24 protein-coding genes are annotated in these 21,285 nt (G+C 59.2%); 9 read left to right on the top strand and 15 right to left on the bottom strand.

The features are described 5' to 3' along the window. Positions 1-32: 32 nt before the first annotated feature. A complete protein-coding gene (locus tag BMY44_RS04015; RefSeq protein WP_089990572.1) occupies positions 33-581 on the bottom strand; it encodes a peptidylprolyl isomerase in 549 nt (182 codons plus the stop codon). Beyond that, complete coding sequence (locus BMY44_RS04010; RefSeq protein ID WP_089990569.1) at positions 574-1,080, bottom strand: peptidylprolyl isomerase; 507 nt, start codon at positions 1,078-1,080, stop codon at positions 574-576. Before BMY44_RS04010 ends, BMY44_RS04015 begins: the two co-directional genes overlap by 8 nt. A 129-nt stretch (positions 1,081-1,209) precedes the next feature. Between BMY44_RS04010 and BMY44_RS04005 the strand changes: the two genes are divergently transcribed. The 9 genes from BMY44_RS04005 (at position 1,210) to BMY44_RS03965 (ending at position 11,288) form a co-directional block, all read left to right on the top strand. Further along, complete coding sequence (locus BMY44_RS04005) at positions 1,210-2,385, top strand: phosphoglycerate kinase (RefSeq protein WP_089990566.1); 1,176 nt, start codon at positions 1,210-1,212, stop codon at positions 2,383-2,385. Then, positions 2,378-2,878, top strand: coding sequence for a hypothetical protein (locus BMY44_RS04000; protein ID WP_089990564.1), 501 nt, complete (start codon positions 2,378-2,380; stop codon positions 2,876-2,878). The genes BMY44_RS04005 and BMY44_RS04000 overlap by 8 nt, the downstream gene beginning before the upstream one ends. An 89-nt stretch (positions 2,879-2,967) precedes the next feature. Continuing rightward, positions 2,968-4,575, top strand: a complete 1,608-nt coding sequence (locus BMY44_RS03995) for a hypothetical protein (RefSeq protein ID WP_089990561.1) — start codon at positions 2,968-2,970, stop codon at positions 4,573-4,575. 142 nt (positions 4,576-4,717) lie between these two features. After that, on the top strand, positions 4,718-5,611 hold the full coding sequence (locus BMY44_RS03990) for a fructose bisphosphate aldolase (protein ID WP_089990558.1): 894 nt from the start codon (positions 4,718-4,720) through the stop codon (positions 5,609-5,611). Between the two features lie 120 nt (positions 5,612-5,731). Beyond that, positions 5,732-6,031, top strand: coding sequence for an FtsB family cell division protein (locus tag BMY44_RS03985; protein ID WP_089990556.1), 300 nt, complete (start codon positions 5,732-5,734; stop codon positions 6,029-6,031). A gap of 548 nt (positions 6,032-6,579) precedes the next feature. Beyond that, positions 6,580-7,587, top strand: coding sequence for a pyruvate dehydrogenase (acetyl-transferring) E1 component subunit alpha (gene pdhA, locus BMY44_RS03980; RefSeq protein WP_089990553.1), 1,008 nt, complete (start codon positions 6,580-6,582; stop codon positions 7,585-7,587). After that, complete coding sequence (locus BMY44_RS03975) at positions 7,588-8,961, top strand: pyruvate dehydrogenase complex E1 component subunit beta (protein WP_089990552.1); 1,374 nt, start codon at positions 7,588-7,590, stop codon at positions 8,959-8,961. A gap of 12 nt (positions 8,962-8,973) precedes the next feature. Further along, positions 8,974-10,305 carry a pyruvate dehydrogenase complex dihydrolipoamide acetyltransferase gene (locus BMY44_RS03970; protein ID WP_089990550.1) on the top strand — a complete coding sequence of 444 codons (1,332 nt, stop codon included), beginning with the start codon at positions 8,974-8,976 and terminating at the stop codon, positions 10,303-10,305. 83 nt (positions 10,306-10,388) lie between these two features. Beyond that, the gene (locus BMY44_RS03965) at positions 10,389-11,288 is read left to right on the top strand and encodes a hypothetical protein (protein ID WP_089990548.1); all 900 of its coding nucleotides are present in this window, start codon (positions 10,389-10,391) and stop codon (positions 11,286-11,288) included. 2 nt (positions 11,289-11,290) lie between these two features. Here BMY44_RS03965 and cysE read toward each other — a convergent pair whose 3' ends face one another. The 13 genes from cysE to BMY44_RS03900 form a co-directional block, all read right to left on the bottom strand. Then, the gene (gene cysE / locus BMY44_RS03960) at positions 11,291-12,100 is read right to left on the bottom strand and encodes a serine O-acetyltransferase (protein ID WP_089994493.1); all 810 of its coding nucleotides are present in this window, start codon (positions 12,098-12,100) and stop codon (positions 11,291-11,293) included. 80 nt (positions 12,101-12,180) lie between these two features. Beyond that, positions 12,181-12,459 (bottom strand): DUF7742 family protein, encoded by a 279-nt coding sequence (locus BMY44_RS03955; protein ID WP_089990546.1) that lies wholly within the window; start codon positions 12,457-12,459, stop codon positions 12,181-12,183. Continuing rightward, positions 12,459-16,358: a baseplate multidomain protein megatron gene (locus BMY44_RS03950; protein WP_089990544.1), complete on the bottom strand. Its 3,900-nt coding sequence runs from the start codon at positions 16,356-16,358 to the stop codon at positions 12,459-12,461. Before BMY44_RS03950 ends, BMY44_RS03955 begins: the two co-directional genes overlap by 1 nt. 6 nt (positions 16,359-16,364) lie before the next feature. Further along, on the bottom strand, positions 16,365-16,790 hold the full coding sequence (locus BMY44_RS03945) for an NlpC/P60 family protein (RefSeq protein ID WP_089990542.1): 426 nt from the start codon (positions 16,788-16,790) through the stop codon (positions 16,365-16,367). After that, the gene (locus BMY44_RS03940; protein ID WP_089990539.1) at positions 16,787-17,662 is read right to left on the bottom strand and encodes a DUF2163 domain-containing protein; all 876 of its coding nucleotides are present in this window, start codon (positions 17,660-17,662) and stop codon (positions 16,787-16,789) included. The genes BMY44_RS03945 and BMY44_RS03940 overlap by 4 nt, the downstream gene beginning before the upstream one ends. After that, complete coding sequence (locus tag BMY44_RS03935) at positions 17,659-18,291, bottom strand: DUF2460 domain-containing protein (RefSeq protein ID WP_089990537.1); 633 nt, start codon at positions 18,289-18,291, stop codon at positions 17,659-17,661. The genes BMY44_RS03940 and BMY44_RS03935 overlap by 4 nt, the downstream gene beginning before the upstream one ends. A 13-nt stretch (positions 18,292-18,304) precedes the next feature. After that, entirely contained in the window at positions 18,305-18,964 is a 660-nt protein-coding gene (locus BMY44_RS03930; protein ID WP_089990534.1) for a phage tail tape measure protein, read from the bottom strand. Beyond that, positions 18,957-19,157, bottom strand: a complete 201-nt coding sequence (locus BMY44_RS03925) for a rcc01693 family protein (RefSeq protein ID WP_089990532.1) — start codon at positions 19,155-19,157, stop codon at positions 18,957-18,959. The genes BMY44_RS03930 and BMY44_RS03925 overlap by 8 nt, the downstream gene beginning before the upstream one ends. Beyond that, positions 19,154-19,468: a gene transfer agent family protein gene (locus BMY44_RS03920; RefSeq protein ID WP_089990529.1), complete on the bottom strand. Its 315-nt coding sequence runs from the start codon at positions 19,466-19,468 to the stop codon at positions 19,154-19,156. Before BMY44_RS03920 ends, BMY44_RS03925 begins: the two co-directional genes overlap by 4 nt. Then, positions 19,468-19,884 (bottom strand): phage major tail protein, TP901-1 family, encoded by a 417-nt coding sequence (locus BMY44_RS03915; RefSeq protein ID WP_089990526.1) that lies wholly within the window; start codon positions 19,882-19,884, stop codon positions 19,468-19,470. The genes BMY44_RS03920 and BMY44_RS03915 overlap by 1 nt, the downstream gene beginning before the upstream one ends. A gap of 18 nt (positions 19,885-19,902) precedes the next feature. Beyond that, the gene (locus BMY44_RS03910) at positions 19,903-20,325 is read right to left on the bottom strand and encodes a DUF3168 domain-containing protein (protein ID WP_089990524.1); all 423 of its coding nucleotides are present in this window, start codon (positions 20,323-20,325) and stop codon (positions 19,903-19,905) included. Next, positions 20,322-20,660 (bottom strand): head-tail adaptor protein, encoded by a 339-nt coding sequence (locus BMY44_RS03905; RefSeq protein ID WP_089990522.1) that lies wholly within the window; start codon positions 20,658-20,660, stop codon positions 20,322-20,324. Before BMY44_RS03905 ends, BMY44_RS03910 begins: the two co-directional genes overlap by 4 nt. Beyond that, entirely contained in the window at positions 20,657-21,253 is a 597-nt protein-coding gene (locus BMY44_RS03900; protein ID WP_089990521.1) for a head-tail connector protein, read from the bottom strand. Before BMY44_RS03900 ends, BMY44_RS03905 begins: the two co-directional genes overlap by 4 nt. Positions 21,254-21,285 lie beyond the last annotated feature (32 nt).

Raw genomic sequence — 21,285 nt, 5'->3', positions numbered from 1 at the left:
CCCCGCCAATCGAGAGGGGGCTGTGCGTGAGTTTATTCGGTGACGCGCACTTCGGACATGACGTCAGGTGTGCCGGATACGGCACCTGATTGACCCTGCCCGCGCTTGATCGCGTCTACGACCTCCATGCCGGAGGTCACTTCTCCGACGACCGTATACTGGCCGTTCAGGAAAGCGCCTTCGTCGAACATGATGAAGAACTGGCTGTTGGCGGAATTGGGATTTTGCGAACGTGCCATGCCGACAACACCGCGTGCAAAGTTGATGTCCGAAAATTCTGCCGGCAGGTCAGGCAGTGTCGACCCGCCTGTGCCAGCGCGACCAAGATTGTCGATCTTGCCGAATTCGACATCACCGGTTTGCGCCATGAAACCTTCGATCACGCGGTGAAACACGACGCCGTCATAGTCGCCGTTTTCCGCGATGGTCGTGATCTGCGTCACATGCTGGGGTGCCACGTCTTCGAACAGGTCGATGACTATGGTGCCGTTTGCTTCGCCAGTGACATCGATTTCGAGCCCTGCCGACATCGCAGGTGTGGCCAGTGCGGCGCAGCCAGCCGCAAGAAGAAACTTATGCATCGGCGGCCACTTTCACACTGATCATGCGGTCCGGGTTCGCGGGTGGTTCACCCTTTGCGATGTTGTCCACATGCGCCATGCCCGAAATGACCTGTCCATAGACCGTATACTGGCCATTCAGGAAATCGTTGTCGCTGAAGTTGATGAAGAACTGGCTGTTGGCCGAGTTCGGATTGGCAGAGCGTGCCGCGCCAAGCGACCCACGGGCGTGCGGAACCTTCGAGAATTCCGCTGGCAGGTCCGGATAGGATGATCCACCTGTCCCGGCGCGGCCGGGATTGTAGTCGTTTTCCATATTTGCGTTCTGCACGTCACCGGTCTGCGCCATGAAACCGTCGATCACGCGGTGGAACGCCACGTTGTCATAGGCCCCTTCGCGGGCCAGTGTCTTCATCCGTTCCACATGCTTTGGTGCCACGTCGGGCAGCAGCTTGATGATGACATCGCCATCTTTCAGCGTCATGATGATCGTGTTTTCTGGGTCGTCGATATCGGCCATGGGGCCCTCCTCGTTTATCTTTGGCGCAGTGATAGGCCGCATCTGGCGGAATGCCAAGCAACCCGGTTGACGTCTGCGCATCCTTGCCGCACCTAGGGGCAACTTTTCGCCTTCAACGGGATTACGGACATGGCCTGGAAAACACTCGACGACATGGATCTGAACGGGAAACGCGTGCTGGTGCGCGTGGATATCAACGTGCCGGTCGAAGATGGCAAGGTCACGGACACCACCCGGATCGAGCGGATCATCCCGACAGTCGATGATATTCAGGACGCGGGCGGCAAGGTCATTCTGATGGCCCACTTCGGACGCCCCAAGGGCAAGGTCGTGCCGGAAATGTCGCTGGAACATATCTCGCAGGCTGTCGCGGATACGCTTGGCGTGCCTGTCTCGTTCGTTGACAGCGACTACGGGCAGGCCGTGTCCGAAATGGAAGGCGATGAGGTTCTTTTGCTTGAAAACCTGCGTTTCAATCCCGGCGAGGAAGCGAACGACGAAGCCTTTGCCAAGCGGCTGGCGTCGCTTGGCGATGTGTATGTCAACGACGCCTTCTCTGCGGCGCACCGCGCGCACGCGAGCACCGAAGCCATTGCCCGCCTGCTGCCAGCCTGCGCGGGCCGTTTGATGGCAGAAGAACTGTCCGCCCTGGAAAAAGCCCTTGGCACGCCGGAACGCCCGGTCGTCGCCGTTGTCGGCGGGGCGAAGGTATCCACAAAGCTGGACCTGCTCGGCAATCTGGTCACCAAGGTAGACCATCTTGTGATCGGTGGCGGCATGGCCAATACGTTTCTGGCCGCACAGGGGTATGATGTCGGCAAATCGCTTTGCGAACACGATCTGGCAGATACCGCGCGCGACATCCTTGCAAAGGCAGAAGCCGCGGGCTGCGAAATCATCCTGCCCCGCGATGTTATCATCGCACGCGAATTCAAGGCCGGTGCAGAAAGCGAGAATCGCGCGCCAAGCGATTGCCCACCCAACGCGATGATCCTCGATGCTGGCCCGGCTACTGTCGCCTATATCTCGGATGTGTTTGAAAAGGCGAAAACGCTGGTCTGGAACGGCCCGCTGGGTGCCTTCGAGATTGATCCGTTTGATGCAGCCACAAACGCCGCCGCCAAGAAAGCCGCCGAACTGTCCAAGGCGGGAAAATTGATTTCCGTCGCTGGCGGAGGTGATACGGTCGCCGCGCTGAACCAGGCCGGGGCGGCGGATGATTTCACCTATATCTCCACGGCTGGTGGCGCGTTTCTGGAATGGATGGAAGGCAAGACGCTGCCGGGTGTCGCCGCACTTGGCTAGAATTTTCAGATGGGTCGGTCTGGGTCTGCTGATCCTTTTGATCGGCCTTGGCCTGTACCGCGCCAATGACCGCTATGAACGCGGTATGCTTTACCCTTGGGTTGAAGCGCTGGTCATGCCCGAAAATCCGTATGACGGCGTCTACGTGATTGATCCTGCCCTGCTGGATCAGGAACCGTTGAAAGGCAATATCCTCGCCACCCGCGCCCGCGGAATCGAGGAACCGCGCATCATGATCGACCGCTACAGACTGCGTACTGTCGGCTATCTGATTGACACACCGGTCAGTTTCAACAGTGCAGAAATCTGTCTGGATCGCGCAAAGATGCGCATGTACTTCAGCCGCCGCATCAGCGGGTATTGTCGCAGCGAAGACATCGGGGAAAACCTTGGTTTTACCCTTGAGGCACGCGGCGACGGTCGGCTGACCTGTATAGACTGCAATACTGCCGCGATGCCGCTGAATTGGATTCGGATTGGTGATCTGCCCTGAGCGGGGCGCGAAGGTATGGAATACCCGCCCTTTATGAACGTTGTTCATTAATGCTATCACCCGATAGAATTTCTTATCGGAGAGACAGTATGAAACCGATCTATGCCCTGACACTTTCGTTTGCGCTAGCGCTGGCCGCGGCCAACCCCGCGATCGCGCAAGACCGCGATCCCCAAGCAACCCTGGCCGAGGTGTTCGCCCCCGATCGCATCGCAACCATCCTTGCAAATGCCGCCGTTTCGGCGATCCGCACGCAGATGGAGCTGCAATACGATCACCTGCAAGCCGACCCGCTGCGCGGCACGGTCACGATTTCGGGCCTCGTCGCCCGCCCGCTGCTGCCTTACGATCAGGCCCGCCAGTGTGAAATCACGGTTGAGCGCGCCACGCTGTCCAGCGCGGCGACAAGCCAGTTCCAGACTACCGCCGACCTGAACCTGAACCTGATCGGGGGCCGCGCCACCCTTGCCTGCCTTGAACGCGAAGTCGCCCTTGCGCTGCGTACGGCCGGTTACAAGGACGTCCCGCTTGACCAGTTCAAGGTCAGCGCGAGCTATTCCTATGCCACCGGTGCAACCTCTGTCGATGGCACGGTCGCAGTGAATGGCTTTGGCATTCTGGATCTTTCGGGCAGCGGCACCATCCTGCCCCGCTTGGGTGAATTCGGATATCCGGGCGACCCAGCAGTGCGCGTGACGCGGGCCGTTGCAACGTTGAAAGATGATGGCGGATGGGAAGCCATTTCCCAAGTCATCCCCGAAAACCTGCGCGATCCACAGACAATTCGCGAATTGGGCACCGAAGCGGTGTCGCAAGCCCTGTCGGAAGGAGGGTTACGCCCGCTTGGCGCGGTCGAGCGCGACTTTGTCAGTGACCTGATGGATCAGGTCGAAGCCTTCGTCACCGATCCCGGTGAAATAACGTTGCAGGCTAACCTGCCACCGGACGGAATCGTGGTCGAACCGGAGATGTATGAAGCGCCGCAGTTCCTGATTGCTGCAATCGGGTTGCAGGCACGTGCCACACCGATCGAGAGGTCCGAGATTATTGACGTGGCGACCCTTGCCAAGTTGAACGAACCCGGCGCGTTGAGCGCGGTCGAAACCATCGACCTGGCGACCGCCATCCTGGGCGGTGACGGCGTACCGATGGGCCGCGCACTGCTGGAAGATGCGCTGACCCCACTGTTGGCCGATCGCGATGCAGCCGGCCCTGCCGCCGCCTTGCTGGCCGAGGCAACGATGGACGCCGCACCGGCTGAGGCCTATTCCTATGCTTTGATCGCATCCGCCGCGTCGATCCCCGGCACCGTCGGCTTGATGGACAAGCTTGAGGCGCGGATGACGACGCAGGCCGTGCTGGACGCGCAGTCCACGTTCCGGAACGAGATCGAGGCCTTGCCGACGTTGGCCAACATCACGTCAGACGATCCGCGTGAATTGCGCCGAATGGGGCTGGCCTTGTTCACTGGCGAAGGTCAGCGACGTCACTACGTTCAGGCCTACTATTTCACACTTTTGGCTGAGGCTGCGGGGGACATCGCAGCCACGTCATTGCGCGAGGAAATCGAAGGACGCTTCAAAGGGCGGGGTCCAGAGGTCGCAGCCACGTGGCGCGCGGCGGTGGCGGATGCGCAACAAGCGGCCCTGAACGACTGGATCAGCAACGATCTGCCCGCGCGCTATCTGACAAACTGAGATGTTGCGGGCCCCGGTATGTCGCCGGGGCCCGGACACTGCGCAAAAAAAGGTTCGCGACTGTTAGCGCGACCAGAATTGCCACCCCGCACGCACCCCGATAGGACAGGCAAGACAGTAGCGATTTAATCAGGGGAAGAAGATGCCAAAGCAGGAAATGGCCGAACAGGTCCGCAATGCCAACGGGTTCATTGCAGCATTGGACCAAAGCGGCGGATCGACCCCCAAAGCGTTGAAAGCCTATGGCATCGGCGAAGACGCATACGCCACAGACGACGAAATGTTCGACCTGATCCACGGCATGCGGTCGCGGATTGTGGATGCCCCCGCCTTTACGGGGGCCAAGGTGATCGGTGCCATCCTGTTTGAAATGACGATGGACCGCACATTCGGCGGCAAACCTGCAGCACGTTATTTGTGGGAAGACCGGCGGGTCGTCCCTTTCCTCAAGATCGACAAGGGGCTGGAAGCCGAGGTTGACGGCGTCCAGTTGATGAAACCGATCCCCGGCCTTGAAGACCTGCTGCGTCGCGCGACCGAAAACGGCGTGTTCGGCACCAAGATGCGTTCGGTCATCTATGCGGTATCCCAAAGTGGAATTGCTGCGAACGTCGCCCAGCAGTTCCAGATTGGCAAAGAGGTGATCTCGCACGGGCTGGTCCCGATCCTTGAGCCTGAAATCAACATCAAGATGACCGGCAAGGCGGAGGCCGAGGAAATCCTGCGCGATGCGATCCTGGCCGAGCTTGATCAACTGGCCCCCAATGCCACCATCATGCTGAAGCTGACGCTTCCGGAAATCCCGAACATCTACAAACCGCTGGTCGATCACCCGCAGGTCATGCGTGTCGTCGCCCTGTCTGGCGGATACAGCCGCGCGGAAGCCAACCGGCGACTAGCCGAGAATACCGGTGTCGTCGCCAGCTTTAGTCGTGCGCTGACCGAAGGCCTGTCGGCACAGCAGAGCGATGCCGAATTCAACACGATGATCAGCGAGACGATCGAGGATGTCTTTGCGGCCTCTGTCGCGGGCTGACCCTTCGCGGGATTCCCCTGATTTTTCTGCGATTTCCTGAAAAAAGGGATTCCCTTTGCGAATCGTTTGTGCGATTCTGTCCGGACCTACCCGCCAAGAGGTAGGAAGAGGCACACGACAATGACCCGACGCAATCGTCCGCCCATGGGCACATTACTTTACTTTCTTTGCATGGTGATGCTGGGACTGTATTTTACCTTTGCCGCCGTGCAGGGTGACTATGGCGTATTCAAACGGGCCGAAGTGCAGTCGCAAGGCCGTGCGCTGACCGAAGAACTTGCCGTTCTTCAGGCCGAAGTGGCGCGGATGGAAAACCTTACGATCCGTCTGTCCGACACGTACCTTGATCTTGACCTGCTGGATGAACAGGCGCGCGACGTCCTTGGTCTGATCCGCTCGGACGAGATTGTTATCCGCTAGGCGCGGACATCAGCAGTAACCTCCGCAACCGCCAGAGGCGTCTTTCTCGCGGATATCCGGCGGAATCATGACCAGCCGGAACCCTGAGCCGCCAAATTCTTCCCGATAGTGTTTCACGGGTTCGGTGGACTGCACCTTGTAGACCGGGATTTCATCGCAGCCCGCGCATGGGTCGTATTCCAACTTTCAGAACTGTATTGCTGACGTTATCCTAGAAGTCGCGTTTATAGGTCAGATGTAGGTGCCGGACGTCGTCAACAGGTTTGGAAGGTGTCATAGGCTTTTCGGACACTGCCGGAAGATGTGCGAAATTCAGGTAATCGCTGTTGGCTTTGTCAGGATTGGGATGCTGGCATGTATCTACCCCAAACGTATAGGATTGGACCCGCCATTTCCATAAAACCGACCGTGTTCTCGCCCGGCGGGCGCATCGCAGGTATGCACTGAGCGGTTGACGTAAGGGCGCATTGCATCTCGCTTTCATGGAACGTATGCTTTATGGAATAGTTTAACGTTAAACTATCTTGCCACGCGACCGGGAGGGACCGATGCCACCAAAGAAATCTGCGGCGAAGAAGAAGGCGAATGTATCCGCCGAAGAACTTCTAGGCCATTACCGCGAAATGCTGATGATCCGACGCTTTGAGGAAAAGGCGGGTCAACTTTATGGGATGGGTTTGATCGGCGGTTTCTGCCACCTTTATATCGGTCAGGAAGCTGTGGTTGTCGGCCTTGAGGCCGCAGCCGAGGAAGGCGACAAGCGCGTCACATCCTACCGCGATCACGGTCATATGTTGGCCTGTGGCATGGACCCCAAGGGGATCATGGCTGAACTGACTGGGCGCGAGGGCGGCTTTTCCAAAGGTAAAGGCGGCTCCATGCACATGTTCTCGAAAGAGAAGCATTTTTATGGTGGCCACGGAATCGTTGCTGCCCAGGTGCCGCTTGGCGCAGGGCTGGCCTTTTCTGACAAGTACAAGGGCAATGACCGCGTGACCTTTACCTACTTTGGTGATGGTGCTGCGAACCAGGGCCAGGTCTATGAAACATACAATATGGCCGAGCTTTGGGACTTGCCCGTCGTTTTCGTGATCGAGAACAACCAATACGCAATGGGTACATCGGTAAAGCGGTCGACCAAGTCACCATCCCTTTGGGAGCGCGGTGCTGCCTATGGCATTCCGGGTGAGGAAGTCGACGGCATGGACGTGCTGGCCGTCAAGGAAGCAGGCGAACGCGCTGTGGCGCACTGCCGCGCTGGCAAGGGGCCATATATTCTTGAGGTGAAGACCTATCGCTATCGCGGCCATTCCATGTCTGACCCGGCCAAATACCGGACCCGCGAGGAAGTCCAGAAGATGAAGGATGAGCGCGATCCTATCGAACAGGTCCGCGACATGCTGCTGACCGGCAAGCATGCGAGCGAAGACGATCTCAAAGCCATCGACAAAGAGATCAAGGCCATCGTCAACGAAGCTGCGGAATTCTCCAAGGAGAGCCCGGAGCCTGCCTTGGAAGAGCTTTGGACTGATATCTACACCGAGGAGGCTGTATAAATGGCAACTGAGATTCTGATGCCCGCCCTCTCGCCCACGATGGAAGAAGGCACACTCGCCAAATGGCTTGTCAAAGAGGGCGATACAGTGTCGTCCGGCGACATCATGGCAGAGATCGAGACTGACAAGGCGACGATGGAATTCGAAGCCGTGGATGAAGGCGTGATCGGCAAGATCGTCGTCCCCGAAGGCACCGAGAGCGTCAAGGTTAACGACGTTATCGCGATCCTTGTGGAAGAAGGCGAAGAGGTGCCGGACGGTCCGGTCGAGTCCGCCAGCGCACCAGCACCCGCGGACAAGGAGCAATCATCTGAAACCGCGCCTGCCGCTGCGATGGAGCATCCTGCCCCCGCACAAGCAGACACTTCGCCCGATTGGGAAGACGGCACAGAGGTCAAATCGACAACTGTCCGTGAAGCCCTGCGCGATGCGATGGCCGAAGAAATGCGCCGCGACGACAGCGTTTTCCTGATGGGGGAAGAGGTCGCGGAATATCAGGGTGCCTACAAGATTTCCCAAGGGCTGCTGGATGAATTCGGTGCCAAGCGCGTCATCGACACGCCGATTACCGAGCACGGTTTTGCCGGGATCGGTGTGGGTGCTGCCTTTGGCGGTCTGCGTCCGATTGTCGAGTTCATGACGTTTAACTTCGCCATGCAAGGTATTGACCACATTATCAACTCTGCCGCCAAGACGCTTTACATGTCCGGCGGTCAGATGGGTGCGCCGATGGTGTTCCGTGGCCCGAACGGTGCAGCCGCGCGTGTGGGTGCACAGCACAGCCAGGATTACGCCGCATGGTACATGCAGGTGCCCGGCCTGAAGGTTGTGATGCCCTACTCTGCCTCTGACGCCAAAGGTCTGCTAAAGACGGCGATCCGCGACAATAATCCGGTGATCTTCCTTGAAAACGAAATTCTCTACGGTCGGTCATTTGACGTGCCGGTTATGGATGATTTCACCATTCCATTCGGCAAGGCCAAGATCGAACGTTCGGGCGATGACGTGACCATCGTGTCCTTCGGCATCGGTATGACCTACGCGCTGGAAGCGGCGCAAAAGCTGGCTGATGAAGGCATCAATGCCGAGGTCATCAACCTGCGGTCTATCCGCCCCATGGATACGGCGACGATCCTTGACTCCGTGCGCAAGACCAACCGTTGTGTCACGGTCGAAGAAGGCTGGCCTCAGGGCAGCGTCGGCGGCTACATCAGTTCTGTCATCATGCAGGAGGCGTTCGATTACCTTGATGCGCCGGTGATTACGCTGACAGGCAAGGACGTTCCGATGCCATATGCGGCAAACCTTGAAAAGCACGCGCTTGTCACCACCGATGAGGTGATAGAAGCCGTGAAAAAAGTCACCTACCGGTAAGGAGAGAATATTATGCCGATTGAAATTCTCATGCCCGCCCTGTCCCCCACGATGGAGGAAGGCACCCTTGCCAAGTGGCTGGTAAAAGAGGGCGACACCGTGTCCAGCGGTGACGTCATGGCCGAAATCGAAACCGACAAGGCGACGATGGAGTTTGAAGCTGTCGACGAAGGCACGATCGGTAAGATCATCGTTGCCGAAGGCACCGAAGGCGTGAAGGTCAACGATGTCATCGCGGTGTTGCTGGAAGACGGCGAAAGCGCCGATGACATTGGCGACACCTCTGCACCAAAAGAACCGGCGTCATCCAACGCCGCACCGGCAGAGGCAAGCGATCAGACTGCCCCCGCCAAAGGTTATGGCAAGGGGGAAACTGACGCGACCCCTGCCCCGGCAGCCGGAACAAAAGACGGCAACCGCATTTTTGCGACGCCGCTTGCTCGCAGGATCGCAGCTGACAAGGGCCTTGATCTGGCGTCGATCAAAGGATCCGGGCCGCATGGTCGGATCGTCAAGGCCGACGTCGAGAACGCGAAGCCTGGTGCGAAGACTGCCGAAGCCACTGCAGCACCTGCCGATAAGGCTGCTGCCCCAGCTGCAAGCATGGCCGCCGGTCCATCGACCGATGTCGTGCTGAAAACATATGAAGGACGTCCTTTCGAGGAGGTCAAACTGGACGGGATGCGCAAGACCATCGCGTCGCGTCTGACCGAAGCCAAGCAGTCTGTGCCGCACTTCTACCTGCGTCGCGATATCATGCTTGACGATCTGATGAAGTTCCGCAGCCAGTTGAACAAGCAGTTGGAACCCCGCGGCGTCAAGCTGTCGGTCAACGACTTCATCATCAAGGCCTGTGCATTGGCGCTTCAGCAGGTGCCGGATGCGAATGCTGTCTGGGCGGGTGATCGGACGTTGAAGTTCAAGCATTCCGATGTGGCTGTCGCTGTAGCGATCGAAGGCGGGTTGTTCACACCGGTGTTGAAAGACGCCGAGATGAAATCGCTGTCCGCCCTGTCGGCGGAAATGAAAGACCTTGCAACCCGTGCCCGTGATCGCAAGCTTGCGCCGCATGAATTCCAGGGTGGCAGTTTTGCGATTTCCAACCTTGGAATGTTCGGGATCGACAACTTCGATGCGATCATCAACCCACCACACGCAGCAATCCTTGCCGTGGGCGCTGGCGTCAAGAAACCAATCATTGGTGCCGATGGCGAGGTGAAGGTCGGGATCGTCATGTCCACCACCCTGTCTGTCGATCACCGTGTGATTGATGGCGCGTTGGGTGCGAACCTTTTGAATGCGATCAAGGACAACCTTGAAAACCCGATGACCATGTTGGCCTAGACGCAACATCATCTTGCATGTTTGAATGACCATACGGCATCCGGATCAACCGGGTGCCGTATGAATATGCGGACAGTGATAAGATGAGCTTTTATTTCTCGCTTGAAACAAGCGCGCCGTTTTCCCCCGAAAGCGTACTGCGCAATCTGGCTGACGATCAGGTCACGTATCTGGAGCATGTGCCAGACCAGATAACGTTTTTCAAACCGGGCAAGTCGCTGCGCGGGGTTTGCGTTTATCAGAAGTCCGGCAAAATCGATATCGGTCTGAATGCCTTTACCACGCGCTATGACGCAACGCTGATGCGCGATATCGCGGCAGCCATTGCCACGGCTCTGAACTCCAAAGTCCAGCCAGAAGACAGCGAGACCCCCATCAGCGCCGCCGACGTTGCCGCCTATTGTGACACCACGTGGCAAAACACACGCTACGCAGAGGCCAATAGCCTGATCCATCCCAATGCCGGACTTGATGGCACCGAGCTTTTAACGGTCGCTGGCTATCGTCGCGCTTTTGGCTTTTCGCAGGATCACGTGGGCAAGCTGCGCGCGCAGGGCCTGTCAGATGACGCGATCGTCGCCAATATCATGGAAGATGGGATGGACGTTCAGGAAATCGACCAGACCGAGGACATTTTTGTCCCCAAGCTTTTGGAACTTCGTCCACCAGCCCCACCACCTGTCAAACCCGGCTTTTTTGCGAGTCTGTTCGGCAAGACAGCTGCAGCGCCGCAAGTTGGCGAACCCTTTGTCGCATTCAGCCTGCCCGAAAACGTCAGGACCCTGACACCCGTGAACGCGGCTAGCGGACCGCTATTCGCACTCCTCCAATCGGCTGATGGCGGCTATCAGCGCGTTCCTGCGGATGCTGTCGTGCAAGCTGCGCGTGCCATTCAGGCCCGCGAATACGGGGTTGGTGTCTTTGACCTGACGCTGTCGGGGGCGGATTATGTCAATCTGGCCGCCAAAGGCGAACAGATGTAGCGCTAGCTGCAACTGCCTAGCAGTTGGTCCATGGAAATCGATGGCTGCGCGCAGCCCGCCTCGCCGACAATCCGTGCTGGCACGCCGGCCACGGTCTTCATCGGCGGAATATCCTCTAACACGACCGAGCCTGCCGCAATGCGGCTGCAGTGACCCACGGTAATGTTGCCAAGCACTTTTGCACCGGCACCGATCAGGACACCGTCGCCGATCTTGGGGTGGCGGTCGTCGTCTTCTTTGCCTGTCCCGCCGAGCGTGACAGAATGCAACATCGACACGTTGTCCCCGACAACGGCTGTTTCGCCGACCACGATGGAATGCGCATGGTCGATCATGATGCCCTTGCCGATACGGGCAGCGGGGTGAATATCGACGCCGAAAACTTCGGAAATGCGCATCTGCATGAAGTAAGCGAGGTCATGCTTGCCTTGCACCCACAGCCAATGGCCAAGGCGGTACGCCTGTACCGCCTGAAATCCCTTGAAATAGATCAGCGGCTGCATGAACCGGTGGCAAGCGGGATCGCGGTCATAGATCGCCACCAAATCCGCACGCGCATCCAGCGCCAGCGAGGAATCCGCTGCGTAAGCGCGCGCCGCGATCTCTTTCAGCGTCTGTTCGGACATTTCGGACGATCCGAGCTTCATCGCGATGCGATAGCTTAGGGCCGCTTCAAAGCTGTCATGATGCAAAATTCCGGCATAAATCAACGACCCGATCAACGGCTCATCCGCAACCGCAGCCTTTGCTTCTTCGGTGATCCGTTGCCAGACAGGATCAACTTCGCGGAGTGTTTGTGGTGCTGTTGCCATGACGGCCATCCTTCTTTCGACTGTCCCTTATGTAGGACAGCCGGGCGAGAACACCAAGAATAAACCTGTGATCCGCGAAATCACGCGGATTGATGCGTCAATGCAGAAAGCAACGTTTGCAGACACTTGCGGTAATCCGCGTGACAATATGGTGTTCCGGCCCGTGTCATGTCGCTGACCGCTGAAGTAAGTGTTCCTGTCCCATACGCGGTATGGGCCTTGCGCAATCGCTTGCGATAACGATCTGCCGTGTCCGCTGCAAAAACGATGTGCCGGGCCAATACTGCCCGATCTTCGGGCGGCACCGCGAGCAAGGCCCGCGCTGCCGCATCCAGATCGCACAAATAAATTGGCCGCATCAGGTGCCCGTGACCCGCAAGGTCCGTGCCGGGCCGGGGCCATAGCGCGTTGAGATCTGCGAAACGCGCAGATTGTAGTCGGCAGATCCGATGTCGGCCTGTCGCTGGGCATCACTGTATGTCCAGTTCGGATCCGATACGGTCTCAGTCCGGCGAATGACCCCGCTTTCCTGCACTTCGATGCGGTACTGTTCTGCATCCTCGCCCAGCGGAACATCGCCCTGCCCCCAGATATCGCCATCGATCCGCGTGCGCCTGATCCACGAGAACGCCGTGCCGGTCCCGATCTGCGCCGCCTTCAGGTGGCTGACCCGGTAGGGCCTGTAACCCACACCGTCAAATTGGTGGATCACATGGCGGAAACTCGGGTCGTCCAGCGGCCGCTTTAACGGCCCAAAGCGATAGTGACGGGGCTGGCCTCGCGAAATCGTCGGCACGGTGATCTGTTCCGGTGTGCCGTTCATCACCACGACAAAGGACCCTGCGGCCCATTCATCAGGGATCACCGCGTCGCTGCCCGCCTGTCCGCGCAGGAAACCGTTTAACTGAAAGGTCCGCAAATCGGTCGGTTCGGCGTTCTGAAACTGGACCAGCTCCCACCCTGCTGCCGTCCCATCACCGATGGCGATCATGTTGGCGCCTGTCAGCACGTCCTCGACGCTGGCACCGCTCAGACTGCCCGCGACCAGCTTGACCTCCAAACCGGCTTGGCGGTCCCAAAGCCCGACACGACCTGCCTTGAACGGGTTCAGCGTGCGCCCCATCACGGCCCGTTTCTTGACGATCTCTTGCAGCACGTAATTGCTGTCGGTGGGCGAGGAATGTAGCCCGATCGTGCCCGGCCATGGCTGCGCCGTCGCCGCGACGTAAGGTGATTGGGGTGCCTCGTCCCCCGTCAAGAGCGGGAGGTCGAGGAAGAGCATTTCCACAGGTGTCGGTGCGGAAACCGGACGCAGGTTCGCGCCTTCTTCAAAGCGTTCCGCCTGTTTGTAGACTTCCGGAACGACTCGCGTCGCTTCGGCCAGCCTGATTCCGGATTCTTCAATCCGGTCAATGCGGTACAGCCCGTTATCAATGCTGACCGTATCGCCGGTATCAAGTGTCGCGCGCGATGGTGGCAGTGCGAACGTAACGCTTTCCTTGGCCACACGCGCTTCGTGGGTCCACCGATCGACGATGCGCGCGCCTTCTGCACGGGTCAGCGCGATCGGGAATTCAGAGCGTGTGATGGACAGGCCGTTGTCGTCGGGATGGATGGCTTCGGCGATAACCGCTTCGTAATCACCATCAGCATCAAGGTAGCCCACTTGTACGCGCCCAGCGATTTCGGCGGCAGGCGCGCGGGTGCGCGACATATCCGTCTGCTTTTCAGGATCATAGGCAAGTGTCGCGAGATCAAGCACTGCGTCCGACTGTCCTGTCCGGTTCTTGAAGACCAGAACGCCGCCCCGCTCTGCCGCCTCGACGCCGTAGGCGATCAAAAGCGGTTGCAGTGCTGCCCGTCCGGTGCCGTTGTCGGAGATAGAATACCCGCGCACGACACCGTAGACTTCGGACACATCGAAGTGCGTCACGCCTGCACGCAGACAGATGTCCGCGATAACGGATGCGAGCGTGCGGGATGTGCTGCGCCCATTCAGCCAGTGGCCCCGCGCATAGTTGTCCCCATCAGACCAAAGCGTCGCGTTTGCTGGAAAGAATGGAAACGGGCGCGTATCCCATGCCCAGACATGGAGACGCGACATGTCGAGCATCTTACCGCCATAAACAGGCGACACAGGATTATTCTGTGCCTTTGCGAAATGACCGTAGATCGCGCGCAGATACTGCATCTGCATCACATCATCGCGCATCCCATCCGAATAATGGGGCAACTGAGATTCCGATGATTTCGGATCAAGAAACTTGTTGGGCTGGTTGGTTCCCTTGTTGATTGCCGCGCAGCCGAACTCTGTAAACCAGATCGGTTTGCTTTGCGGGTCCCAGGCTGTTTTCTGCGGTACGCGCACCCCATCAACCCGGTCGTGATGATCGTGCGACCACCATCCAATTAAATCCTTGTAACGCCAAACCCAAGGTTCGCCGTCGCCGTCCGTGATCGGCGTGCGGATTTGCGCATCGCGCGCTTCGGGCGAGTGGTAAAACCAGTCGAACCCTTCCCCGCCTGCGACATTGGATTTCAGGTAATCGAGGTTGTAGATGCTTTTCCAACCCGCGTCCGCGTGGTCCGATTTATCGCGCCAATCTGACAGCGGCATATAATTGTCGATGCCAATGACGTCGATGTTCGGATCTGCCCACAGCGCATCGAGGTGGAAGAACTTGTCACCCGTCCCTTCGGGTTGATAGCCGTGATATTCCGACCAGTCCGCCGCATAGGTGATTATCGTATCCGGGCCGAGGATCATGCGCACGTCGCCTGCAAGCTGGCGCAGCGCGTCAACACCCGGAAAACTGTTACCGGGTCCGCGAATCTGTGTCAGACCGCGCATTTCCGAGCCGATGCAAAAGGCAGACACCCCGCCCGCTGCCGCGCAAAGATGCGCATAATGCAGGATAAAGCGCCGATAGCGCCACTCATCCGGCCCACTATAGCTGACCGTGCTGCCATCGACGCTGAAATCGCTGGTCTGTGCTGTTCCCATGAAGTCGGCGACCTGTGCGACAGCGGTGGCCGTGCCGTCCGTTGACCCTGCCTGACCCGGTGCCTTGTCCAACGTGATCCGCCCGCGCCACGGCAGGACGGCTTGATCGCCATTGCCCCATGGGTTCGGCAACCCGTTCCCTGCCATCTGTTCCATCAGGATGAACGGATAGAAGACAGGCCGCAGGCCACGATCCCGCAGGTCGCCGAGTGCTTGCACGACAGAGGCATCAGACGGTGTGCCTCCGTAAACAGGCCGGTCATCCCGCAAAGGCACACGATCCGCGTCCCCACGCGTGAGGCTGGACACGGTCCAGCCAAAGTCTTCGGCGTCAGCGTCCTTTTGTTCCACCTTTGGCGCAATCAGGCAATCGCCGCAGCGCAAATCCGAACCGAACCAGGATACGACGAGCAGGCCGGATGTGCAGGCTGGCAATTCTTCGGTCAGCGCGTCCATCGAAACGGTAAAATCGGTCCCGCCTGCCGGCGTGTTTACGTTTATCGCCTGCCGTTCCGCGTAGCCCGTCGCCAGATAGGCGGGTTTCGTTGCGAGCGCAAATTCACCTGTGCCGGGGATAATGCAGACGCCTTGCACCTGACGGGCAACATCGGCTGTTTCTGCTGCTTCATCCGCTTCGGAAGGCCGCATCACCTCGAATGTGAATTGCGGCACACGATTGCCGAATTGGTCGAGTTGCAGGTCTTCGAGCACGACATAGGCAACACCGCGATAGGCTGGTGCCTTGTCCGCGCCTTCGACGGCGACAATCTTGGGATCTGGGGTTTGATTATCCGATCCTGTATAGACGCGCATGTTCAGCGTATCGGTCGCAATCTCGACCCCGTCGGCCCAGACACGACCGACGCGGGTGATCTCGCCCTCGCAAAGCGCGACGGCCAAGCTGACAGAATAGCTGTATTCCGTGGTCTTGGGCTGTGGCCCCGCACCTTTGCCACCGCCGGATGTTTCGGTGTTTTCCAGAAAACGTGTCGCCCAGATGACTTGCCCGCCAAGACGCATCCGGCCAAAGGTCTGGCCAAGCGCAGCACCCTCGCTTGCCCCCGTCAACCGAAAGCGGTCAACCCTTCCAACTTCGACAGGTTCGCTGCCGGATCCCAGAATACGCTGGTCGATCATCCGTCCCAGCGTTGCGCCGGCGGCCCGACCGATCGTGGCCATCGACAGGCCCAGCACAGACCCGCCAATCGAGCCGCCCAGCGCCATGCCCGCCGCAGAAAGTACAATCGTCGCCATATCGGGTTATCCTTTTTGCAAGTCAAAGCGCGCCACAACACGGCGCCGCCACGGCTGTGAAAGCGGGCTTTCGACGACGCCATGGCCAGTGTAGGCGTGAATGAACGCAGGGGTGTCATCCGTCGCCGACAGGATGCCCAGATGCTTGGCCACCGCCCCGCCGCGCATCCGGAACAAGAGCACCTGCCCCGGCACCCATGCGCCACACACTGATCTCATATGACGCGACGCCGCCGCAGCCAGAGTCTCAAGGCCCTGCGGTTCGTCCCAATCAGCGGTGTAAGCTGGTATAGCTTCTGGCTCTGCGCCGTTCACGGCCCGCCAGACGCCTCGCACAAGGCCGAGGCAGTCACATCCCGCCCCTTGCACAGAAGCCTGATGGACGTAGGGCGTTCCGATCCACGCCCGCGCTGTGTCCACGACCGCGTTCATCTGTTCAGGCTCCCGCCATCTGCATCGGCACTGGCGCGGGGCACGCTGACAAGCCAGTCATCGCCAGGAATATGCGGAAAGCCCCGAAAATTCGCGATGTTGGCGAATTTTTCGCGGCAGGTGTCAGCCCGTTTGTCACAGCCAGCTTCGAGCCGGACGGTGTCGCCAGTGGCCAGACCGGTCAATGGCTCCCAGAGTGTGATCTGGCGTAGCCCAGCGTCTCGATCATGTTTAATCGCACCGACCATCCCCTTTGCGCGGCCGTCCAGCACGCGCAAGCGCCCGTGCGCAAACCAGCTTGCATTAAAACCAGCCACAGGGAGCGAAAGCAGCGTTTCGTCGGTGACCTTTTGGACAATTGATTCTGCGTAGTAAGCAGGATCGTCCAGATCAAAGCCACAGGACACATCACCCAGAACAGCCGAACAGCTTTTGATGAAGCTGCGTCCAAGGGGTTGGTTCAGCGGGTCGGTCAGACCGCGCAACTCTGCCTCGAACGCACCTGCGCTGCGGGTGATTTCCCCGATCGTGCCGCGAAACTTGACCTGTCGCGCAGCGACATTGTCCCATTGCACCAGCCAGTTCGTGACTTCAGCCCCGTCAAAGCGCCCCGCGGTGATGTCTTCGGGATCAATGGCATCGGACTGCAAAAGACCGACCGCTTCGGTGTTGTTGACGGAAAGGCCCGTCGTCGCGGAAAGCGCCTTGGCCGACAGGCCGCTGTCGGCCATGAAGGTCACGCCATCGAACACGAGGGGGCCGTCATGGTCGGTAAAACCGAAAGTTCGACCGTCGCGCCGTTTGATCATCCAGCATTGGCAGACGTGAGTCTGCCCGCCGGCCAAATGGGCATGGAGGTCTGCAGCACTCATACCCGCACCTCAATCACGGGTACGCTGGGCGCCTCACCCGCCTGAAAGCTGCTGACGGCTGTGTGAATGCGATCGGAATCAAAGCGCACCGGCACGTCAAATTCAAAGCCTGCGCGTACTTCGGCCCCCTCGCCCGGAGGGCTCGTGAAATGCACAATACCGGTGACCGGATCGACAGTATAGTCGATGCTGTCCGCGACTTCGTCCCCGCCGATAGCAACCCGCACGGTGCCAATCACGGGTTTGGAAATGACGCGGCCATAACACTGATCGCCAGACGCATAATCCTTGATCAACTGAAAGCGGTCGGTTTCGCCATCCCCGATCCCAAGCAGCTGGTCCTGCGCACCGGGCTTGTCGCATGGTGCGCAGGATTTGAAATCGCCCCAGTCCTTCCAGCGAAACCCGAACAACTGGCCTTGACGCGCCTCGAAAAACGCGACCAGCAAGGCCACATCGTCAAGCGAGCGCAGACCCAATCCCGCGTCATAGCGGCGGCGCGAATGTGCCCAGGGCGTGTTGCGTTCCTCAAACCCGTTAGCGAGGGTGACAATCTCCGTGCGCCGCTCCGGCCCGCCGAGGGCGCCGAACGAAAGAGAGGCCGGAAAGCGGACTTCGTGAAATGACATGGGGGGATCCTTCCTAGCGATTGCGTTGAGCACGACCCAGCACGCGCGCCATCTGCGCGGCGATCTGGCCTTGGGATCGCTGAAAGCTTTGCGCATCCGGCGTCGTGATATTCATGGTGACGTTGACCGCTTGTCCACTTCCGCCGCGCACACCAAGTTTGCCGTCGGCCCCGCGCGCAAGAGGCATGATCGCTTCCGGTCCCGCTTCGCCCATCAGTCCGGTGCCGCCGCGCATCGGAAAACTCGTCGCGCCGGATACGACACCACCACGTGCGAAAGGCATGACGCGCCCTTGGGAAAAGGCACCGCCGTCTGCGAACGGCATCAACCCAGATACGGCCGCGTTCACGCCATCGGACAAAAGGCCCCCAAGATGATTGGTGACCGGGGCAATCGCCGCATTGTAAGCTGTGTCAGCCATCGACTTTGCGATGCCGGATAGGGCATCTGATAGATTCATTCCGTCAAGTACAAGGCCGTCAAATGCCTTGCGCAATCCGTTGGAAAACCCCCGTTCGAGGTTCCCTAGATCACGCGTCGTAGCGGCAAGGCTTGATTGTACGCCACGCAATTGCCCGTCAAAGGCGCGTGCCACCGCGGCGGCATCGCCAAGCGTGCGTTCGAGTGCGGATACGTCGGCATCTAGATCGTCAATGCGGTCGATATCATCCATCGTTCATCCTTTCGGGATCGGGGTAGCGGGCCAGAAGATCATCCAGCTGCGCGCGGCACAGCGGCGCTGGCGCATCGGCGATGCCCAGCATCAAGGCAAGCTCTGCAGGTGAGAGTCGCCAGAACTGATCCGGTGTCAGGCGCAATCCGCCCATCCCGGCTTTCATCAGTGCGGGCCAGTCAAGGCCCGTCATGCGGGTGGCGTAAATGCGCGGGCCAGCAAAGTCGCGGCGATCTGCGCGGCACCAATCGGACCGCCCGCGATATCAGCAGTCAGCAGATCGGCAGTACTGCCCTGCCAACCACCACCACGCAGGCCCGCGACGATCAAGGCCATCACGTCACGCCCCGCGTAGTTGCCGCTTTCGAACCGCTTGACCAGATCGACCATCGATCGTTCTTCCAGCTGGCTTTCCAGTTCCGCCAGCGCGCCCAGCGTCAGTTTGCAAACATGGGCGTTGCCGTCGATGAAGACAGACACTTCGCCCGCTAGCGGATTGACCATCAGACCAGCGCCTCGAAAATCAGCGCACTGGCAGAAGCGAGCGCCATTTCATAGGTTGCCTCACCGTCATAGGTGCCTGCGTATTCGATCGATGTGATCTGGAACGCGCCTTCGACCGTGCCGAAATCGGGGATGATCACCTGAAACGTGGGCGTTTCGCCATCAAAGAAGATCTGACGCACGCGTTCATCAGTGGCAGCATCCTTGAACACACCGGACCCTGAAATCGACGCGGTCTTGACGCCTGCCCCCGCCAGCAATTCACGCCATCCGCCCGCGCTTTCGAGGCTCGTGACATCGACGCTTTCCGCGTTGAAGCTGATCCTTGTGGCCCGCAAACCTGCAGCCGTTTCAAACGCGCCGTCGCCCGTCATATCAATCTTGACCAACAGGTCCTTACCGTTCTGAGCAGCCATGGCTGTCACTCCTTTGGATTATGGGGTTTGGGGCGCGTCGCAGACGCGGGCGCGGAAAAACAGATCGATGCGGCGGGTATCACCGGTCCCGACACGTGCGGCAGCCGCTTTGAAGAAATTCAGGCTGACCAGTGCGCCACGCGACAGCGGCAGATCCGCATTGACGAGCGCATCAGAGACGAGACCCGCAGCTTCCTTTGCCACCGCGAAACCGGCGGCATCGCTGACGACGGAAATTGTCAGTTCATGCAGGGCACCACCGCCTGTTGCGTCGGACGCATCGCGCACCTTTTCAGGACCAAGCGCGACATAAAGCGACGGCACGGACCCGCTGGGCAAGGCGTCGAAGATATTGCCCGCCACAAGTGCTGACAGATCAGGATCCGTGAACAGCTGCTGAAAGACAGCGGCCTGCAAAGGGGCGGACATGGCATAGCTCATGTTGTGACCTCCTCTTCTGCGTGGCACGTGAGGTAACGGGCAAAGCGATCAACCTCGGTAACTGCCGTGATTTCGAACAGGCGTTCGCCTTCACGAAACCGCTGTCCCGGCGTGGGGCGCTGGTCTGAACCAACTGGCGCAGAACGGACAACGATACGCAGTGGAACGCGGCTGCGTGGCAGGTTATGTGCGGCCAGCTCGCGGCCCGAACCCGGCACAATTTGTGCCCAGAGCGTTCCAACAGTGTCCCAGACAACTGTGAAACCGCCAGCATCGTCAGACACGCGCGTCTGTGTCTCTAGTTTCAGTCGGCGGTTGAGATGCGGCGTCTTCATGTCCGACCACCCATGAACAGGCGGACGGTGCGATAGGGTTCGATCAGCGCAGCGACACCAAAAGGCAGCGCCTGCTGCGGCGTCATCGCGTCCATCCGGTATTCGTAATAGTGTGCGGCAAGCATGAAGCAGGCATGTGCCAGATCGACGGGTAAGTCAGACCATTCAGGACCGAATCCGGCAAGCATTTCGATCCGCACATGACCGCCGCATGGGATCGCCGGGAGTGTTGAACTTTTGGCTTCAAGCGTCGGGCGCTGCATGTCGGGTCGCAGGGTCCAGCGATCTGGGGACAGTACTTCTGTCCCGTTAGAATCGACAAGCACCATCTGGGAAATCGCATTGACCGGTGCCAGTGGCAACGGTTGGCGCGTATCGTTGCGCCATGCCGTCAACGTCCAGCTGAACGCACGTTCGATCAGAACCTTGCCCGTTCGCGCTTCAACCGCTGCGATCGCGGCACGCAGAAAACCTTCCAGCACGCCATCCTGCAGATCACCGTCAGAAAAGCCCGACCCCAGGCGCAGGTGGTCCTTGAAGGCGTTCAAGGGAATTCCCCCCTGCGGGACTGTTGTCAACTCGACTAACATCATGAATTTACTCCGCATTCATTGCTTGCTGATGA

It is taken from the genome of Cognatiyoonia koreensis (assembly GCF_900109295.1).
Classification (GTDB): Bacteria; Pseudomonadota; Alphaproteobacteria; order Rhodobacterales; family Rhodobacteraceae; genus Cognatiyoonia; species Cognatiyoonia koreensis.
Note: the sequence above shows the minus strand (reverse complement) of the source record. Positions and strands in the feature narration are given on the sequence as shown.

Bases quoted from the DNA above. Each gene is read 5' to 3' on its own strand.
- BMY44_RS04015 (WP_089990572.1), bottom strand. From the start codon at position 581: ATGCATAAGTTTCTTCTTGCGGCTGGCTGCGCCGCACTGGCCACACCT.
- BMY44_RS04010 (WP_089990569.1), bottom strand. From the start codon at position 1,080: ATGGCCGATATCGACGACCCAGAAAACACGATCATCATGACGCTGAAA.
- BMY44_RS04005 (WP_089990566.1), top strand. From the start codon at position 1,210: ATGGCCTGGAAAACACTCGACGACATGGATCTGAACGGGAAACGCGTG.
- BMY44_RS03995 (WP_089990561.1), top strand. From the start codon at position 2,968: ATGAAACCGATCTATGCCCTGACACTTTCGTTTGCGCTAGCGCTGGCC.
- BMY44_RS03990 (WP_089990558.1), top strand. From the start codon at position 4,718: ATGCCAAAGCAGGAAATGGCCGAACAGGTCCGCAATGCCAACGGGTTC.
- BMY44_RS03985 (WP_089990556.1), top strand. From the start codon at position 5,732: ATGACCCGACGCAATCGTCCGCCCATGGGCACATTACTTTACTTTCTT.
- pdhA (WP_089990553.1), top strand. From the start codon at position 6,580: ATGCCACCAAAGAAATCTGCGGCGAAGAAGAAGGCGAATGTATCCGCC.
- BMY44_RS03975 (WP_089990552.1), top strand. From the start codon at position 7,588: ATGGCAACTGAGATTCTGATGCCCGCCCTCTCGCCCACGATGGAAGAA.
- BMY44_RS03970 (WP_089990550.1), top strand. From the start codon at position 8,974: ATGCCGATTGAAATTCTCATGCCCGCCCTGTCCCCCACGATGGAGGAA.
- BMY44_RS03965 (WP_089990548.1), top strand. From the start codon at position 10,389: ATGAGCTTTTATTTCTCGCTTGAAACAAGCGCGCCGTTTTCCCCCGAA.
- cysE (WP_089994493.1), bottom strand. From the start codon at position 12,100: ATGGCAACAGCACCACAAACACTCCGCGAAGTTGATCCTGTCTGGCAA.
- BMY44_RS03955 (WP_089990546.1), bottom strand. From the start codon at position 12,459: ATGCGGCCAATTTATTTGTGCGATCTGGATGCGGCAGCGCGGGCCTTG.
- BMY44_RS03950 (WP_089990544.1), bottom strand. From the start codon at position 16,358: ATGGCGACGATTGTACTTTCTGCGGCGGGCATGGCGCTGGGCGGCTCG.
- BMY44_RS03945 (WP_089990542.1), bottom strand. From the start codon at position 16,790: ATGAACGCGGTCGTGGACACAGCGCGGGCGTGGATCGGAACGCCCTAC.
- BMY44_RS03940 (WP_089990539.1), bottom strand. From the start codon at position 17,662: ATGAGTGCTGCAGACCTCCATGCCCATTTGGCCGGCGGGCAGACTCAC.
- BMY44_RS03935 (WP_089990537.1), bottom strand. From the start codon at position 18,291: ATGTCATTTCACGAAGTCCGCTTTCCGGCCTCTCTTTCGTTCGGCGCC.
- BMY44_RS03930 (WP_089990534.1), bottom strand. From the start codon at position 18,964: ATGGATGATATCGACCGCATTGACGATCTAGATGCCGACGTATCCGCA.
- BMY44_RS03925 (WP_089990532.1), bottom strand. From the start codon at position 19,157: ATGACGGGCCTTGACTGGCCCGCACTGATGAAAGCCGGGATGGGCGGA.
- BMY44_RS03920 (WP_089990529.1), bottom strand. From the start codon at position 19,468: ATGGTCAATCCGCTAGCGGGCGAAGTGTCTGTCTTCATCGACGGCAAC.
- BMY44_RS03915 (WP_089990526.1), bottom strand. From the start codon at position 19,884: ATGGCTGCTCAGAACGGTAAGGACCTGTTGGTCAAGATTGATATGACG.
- BMY44_RS03910 (WP_089990524.1), bottom strand. From the start codon at position 20,325: ATGAGCTATGCCATGTCCGCCCCTTTGCAGGCCGCTGTCTTTCAGCAG.
- BMY44_RS03905 (WP_089990522.1), bottom strand. From the start codon at position 20,660: ATGAAGACGCCGCATCTCAACCGCCGACTGAAACTAGAGACACAGACG.
- BMY44_RS03900 (WP_089990521.1), bottom strand. From the start codon at position 21,253: ATGATGTTAGTCGAGTTGACAACAGTCCCGCAGGGGGGAATTCCCTTG.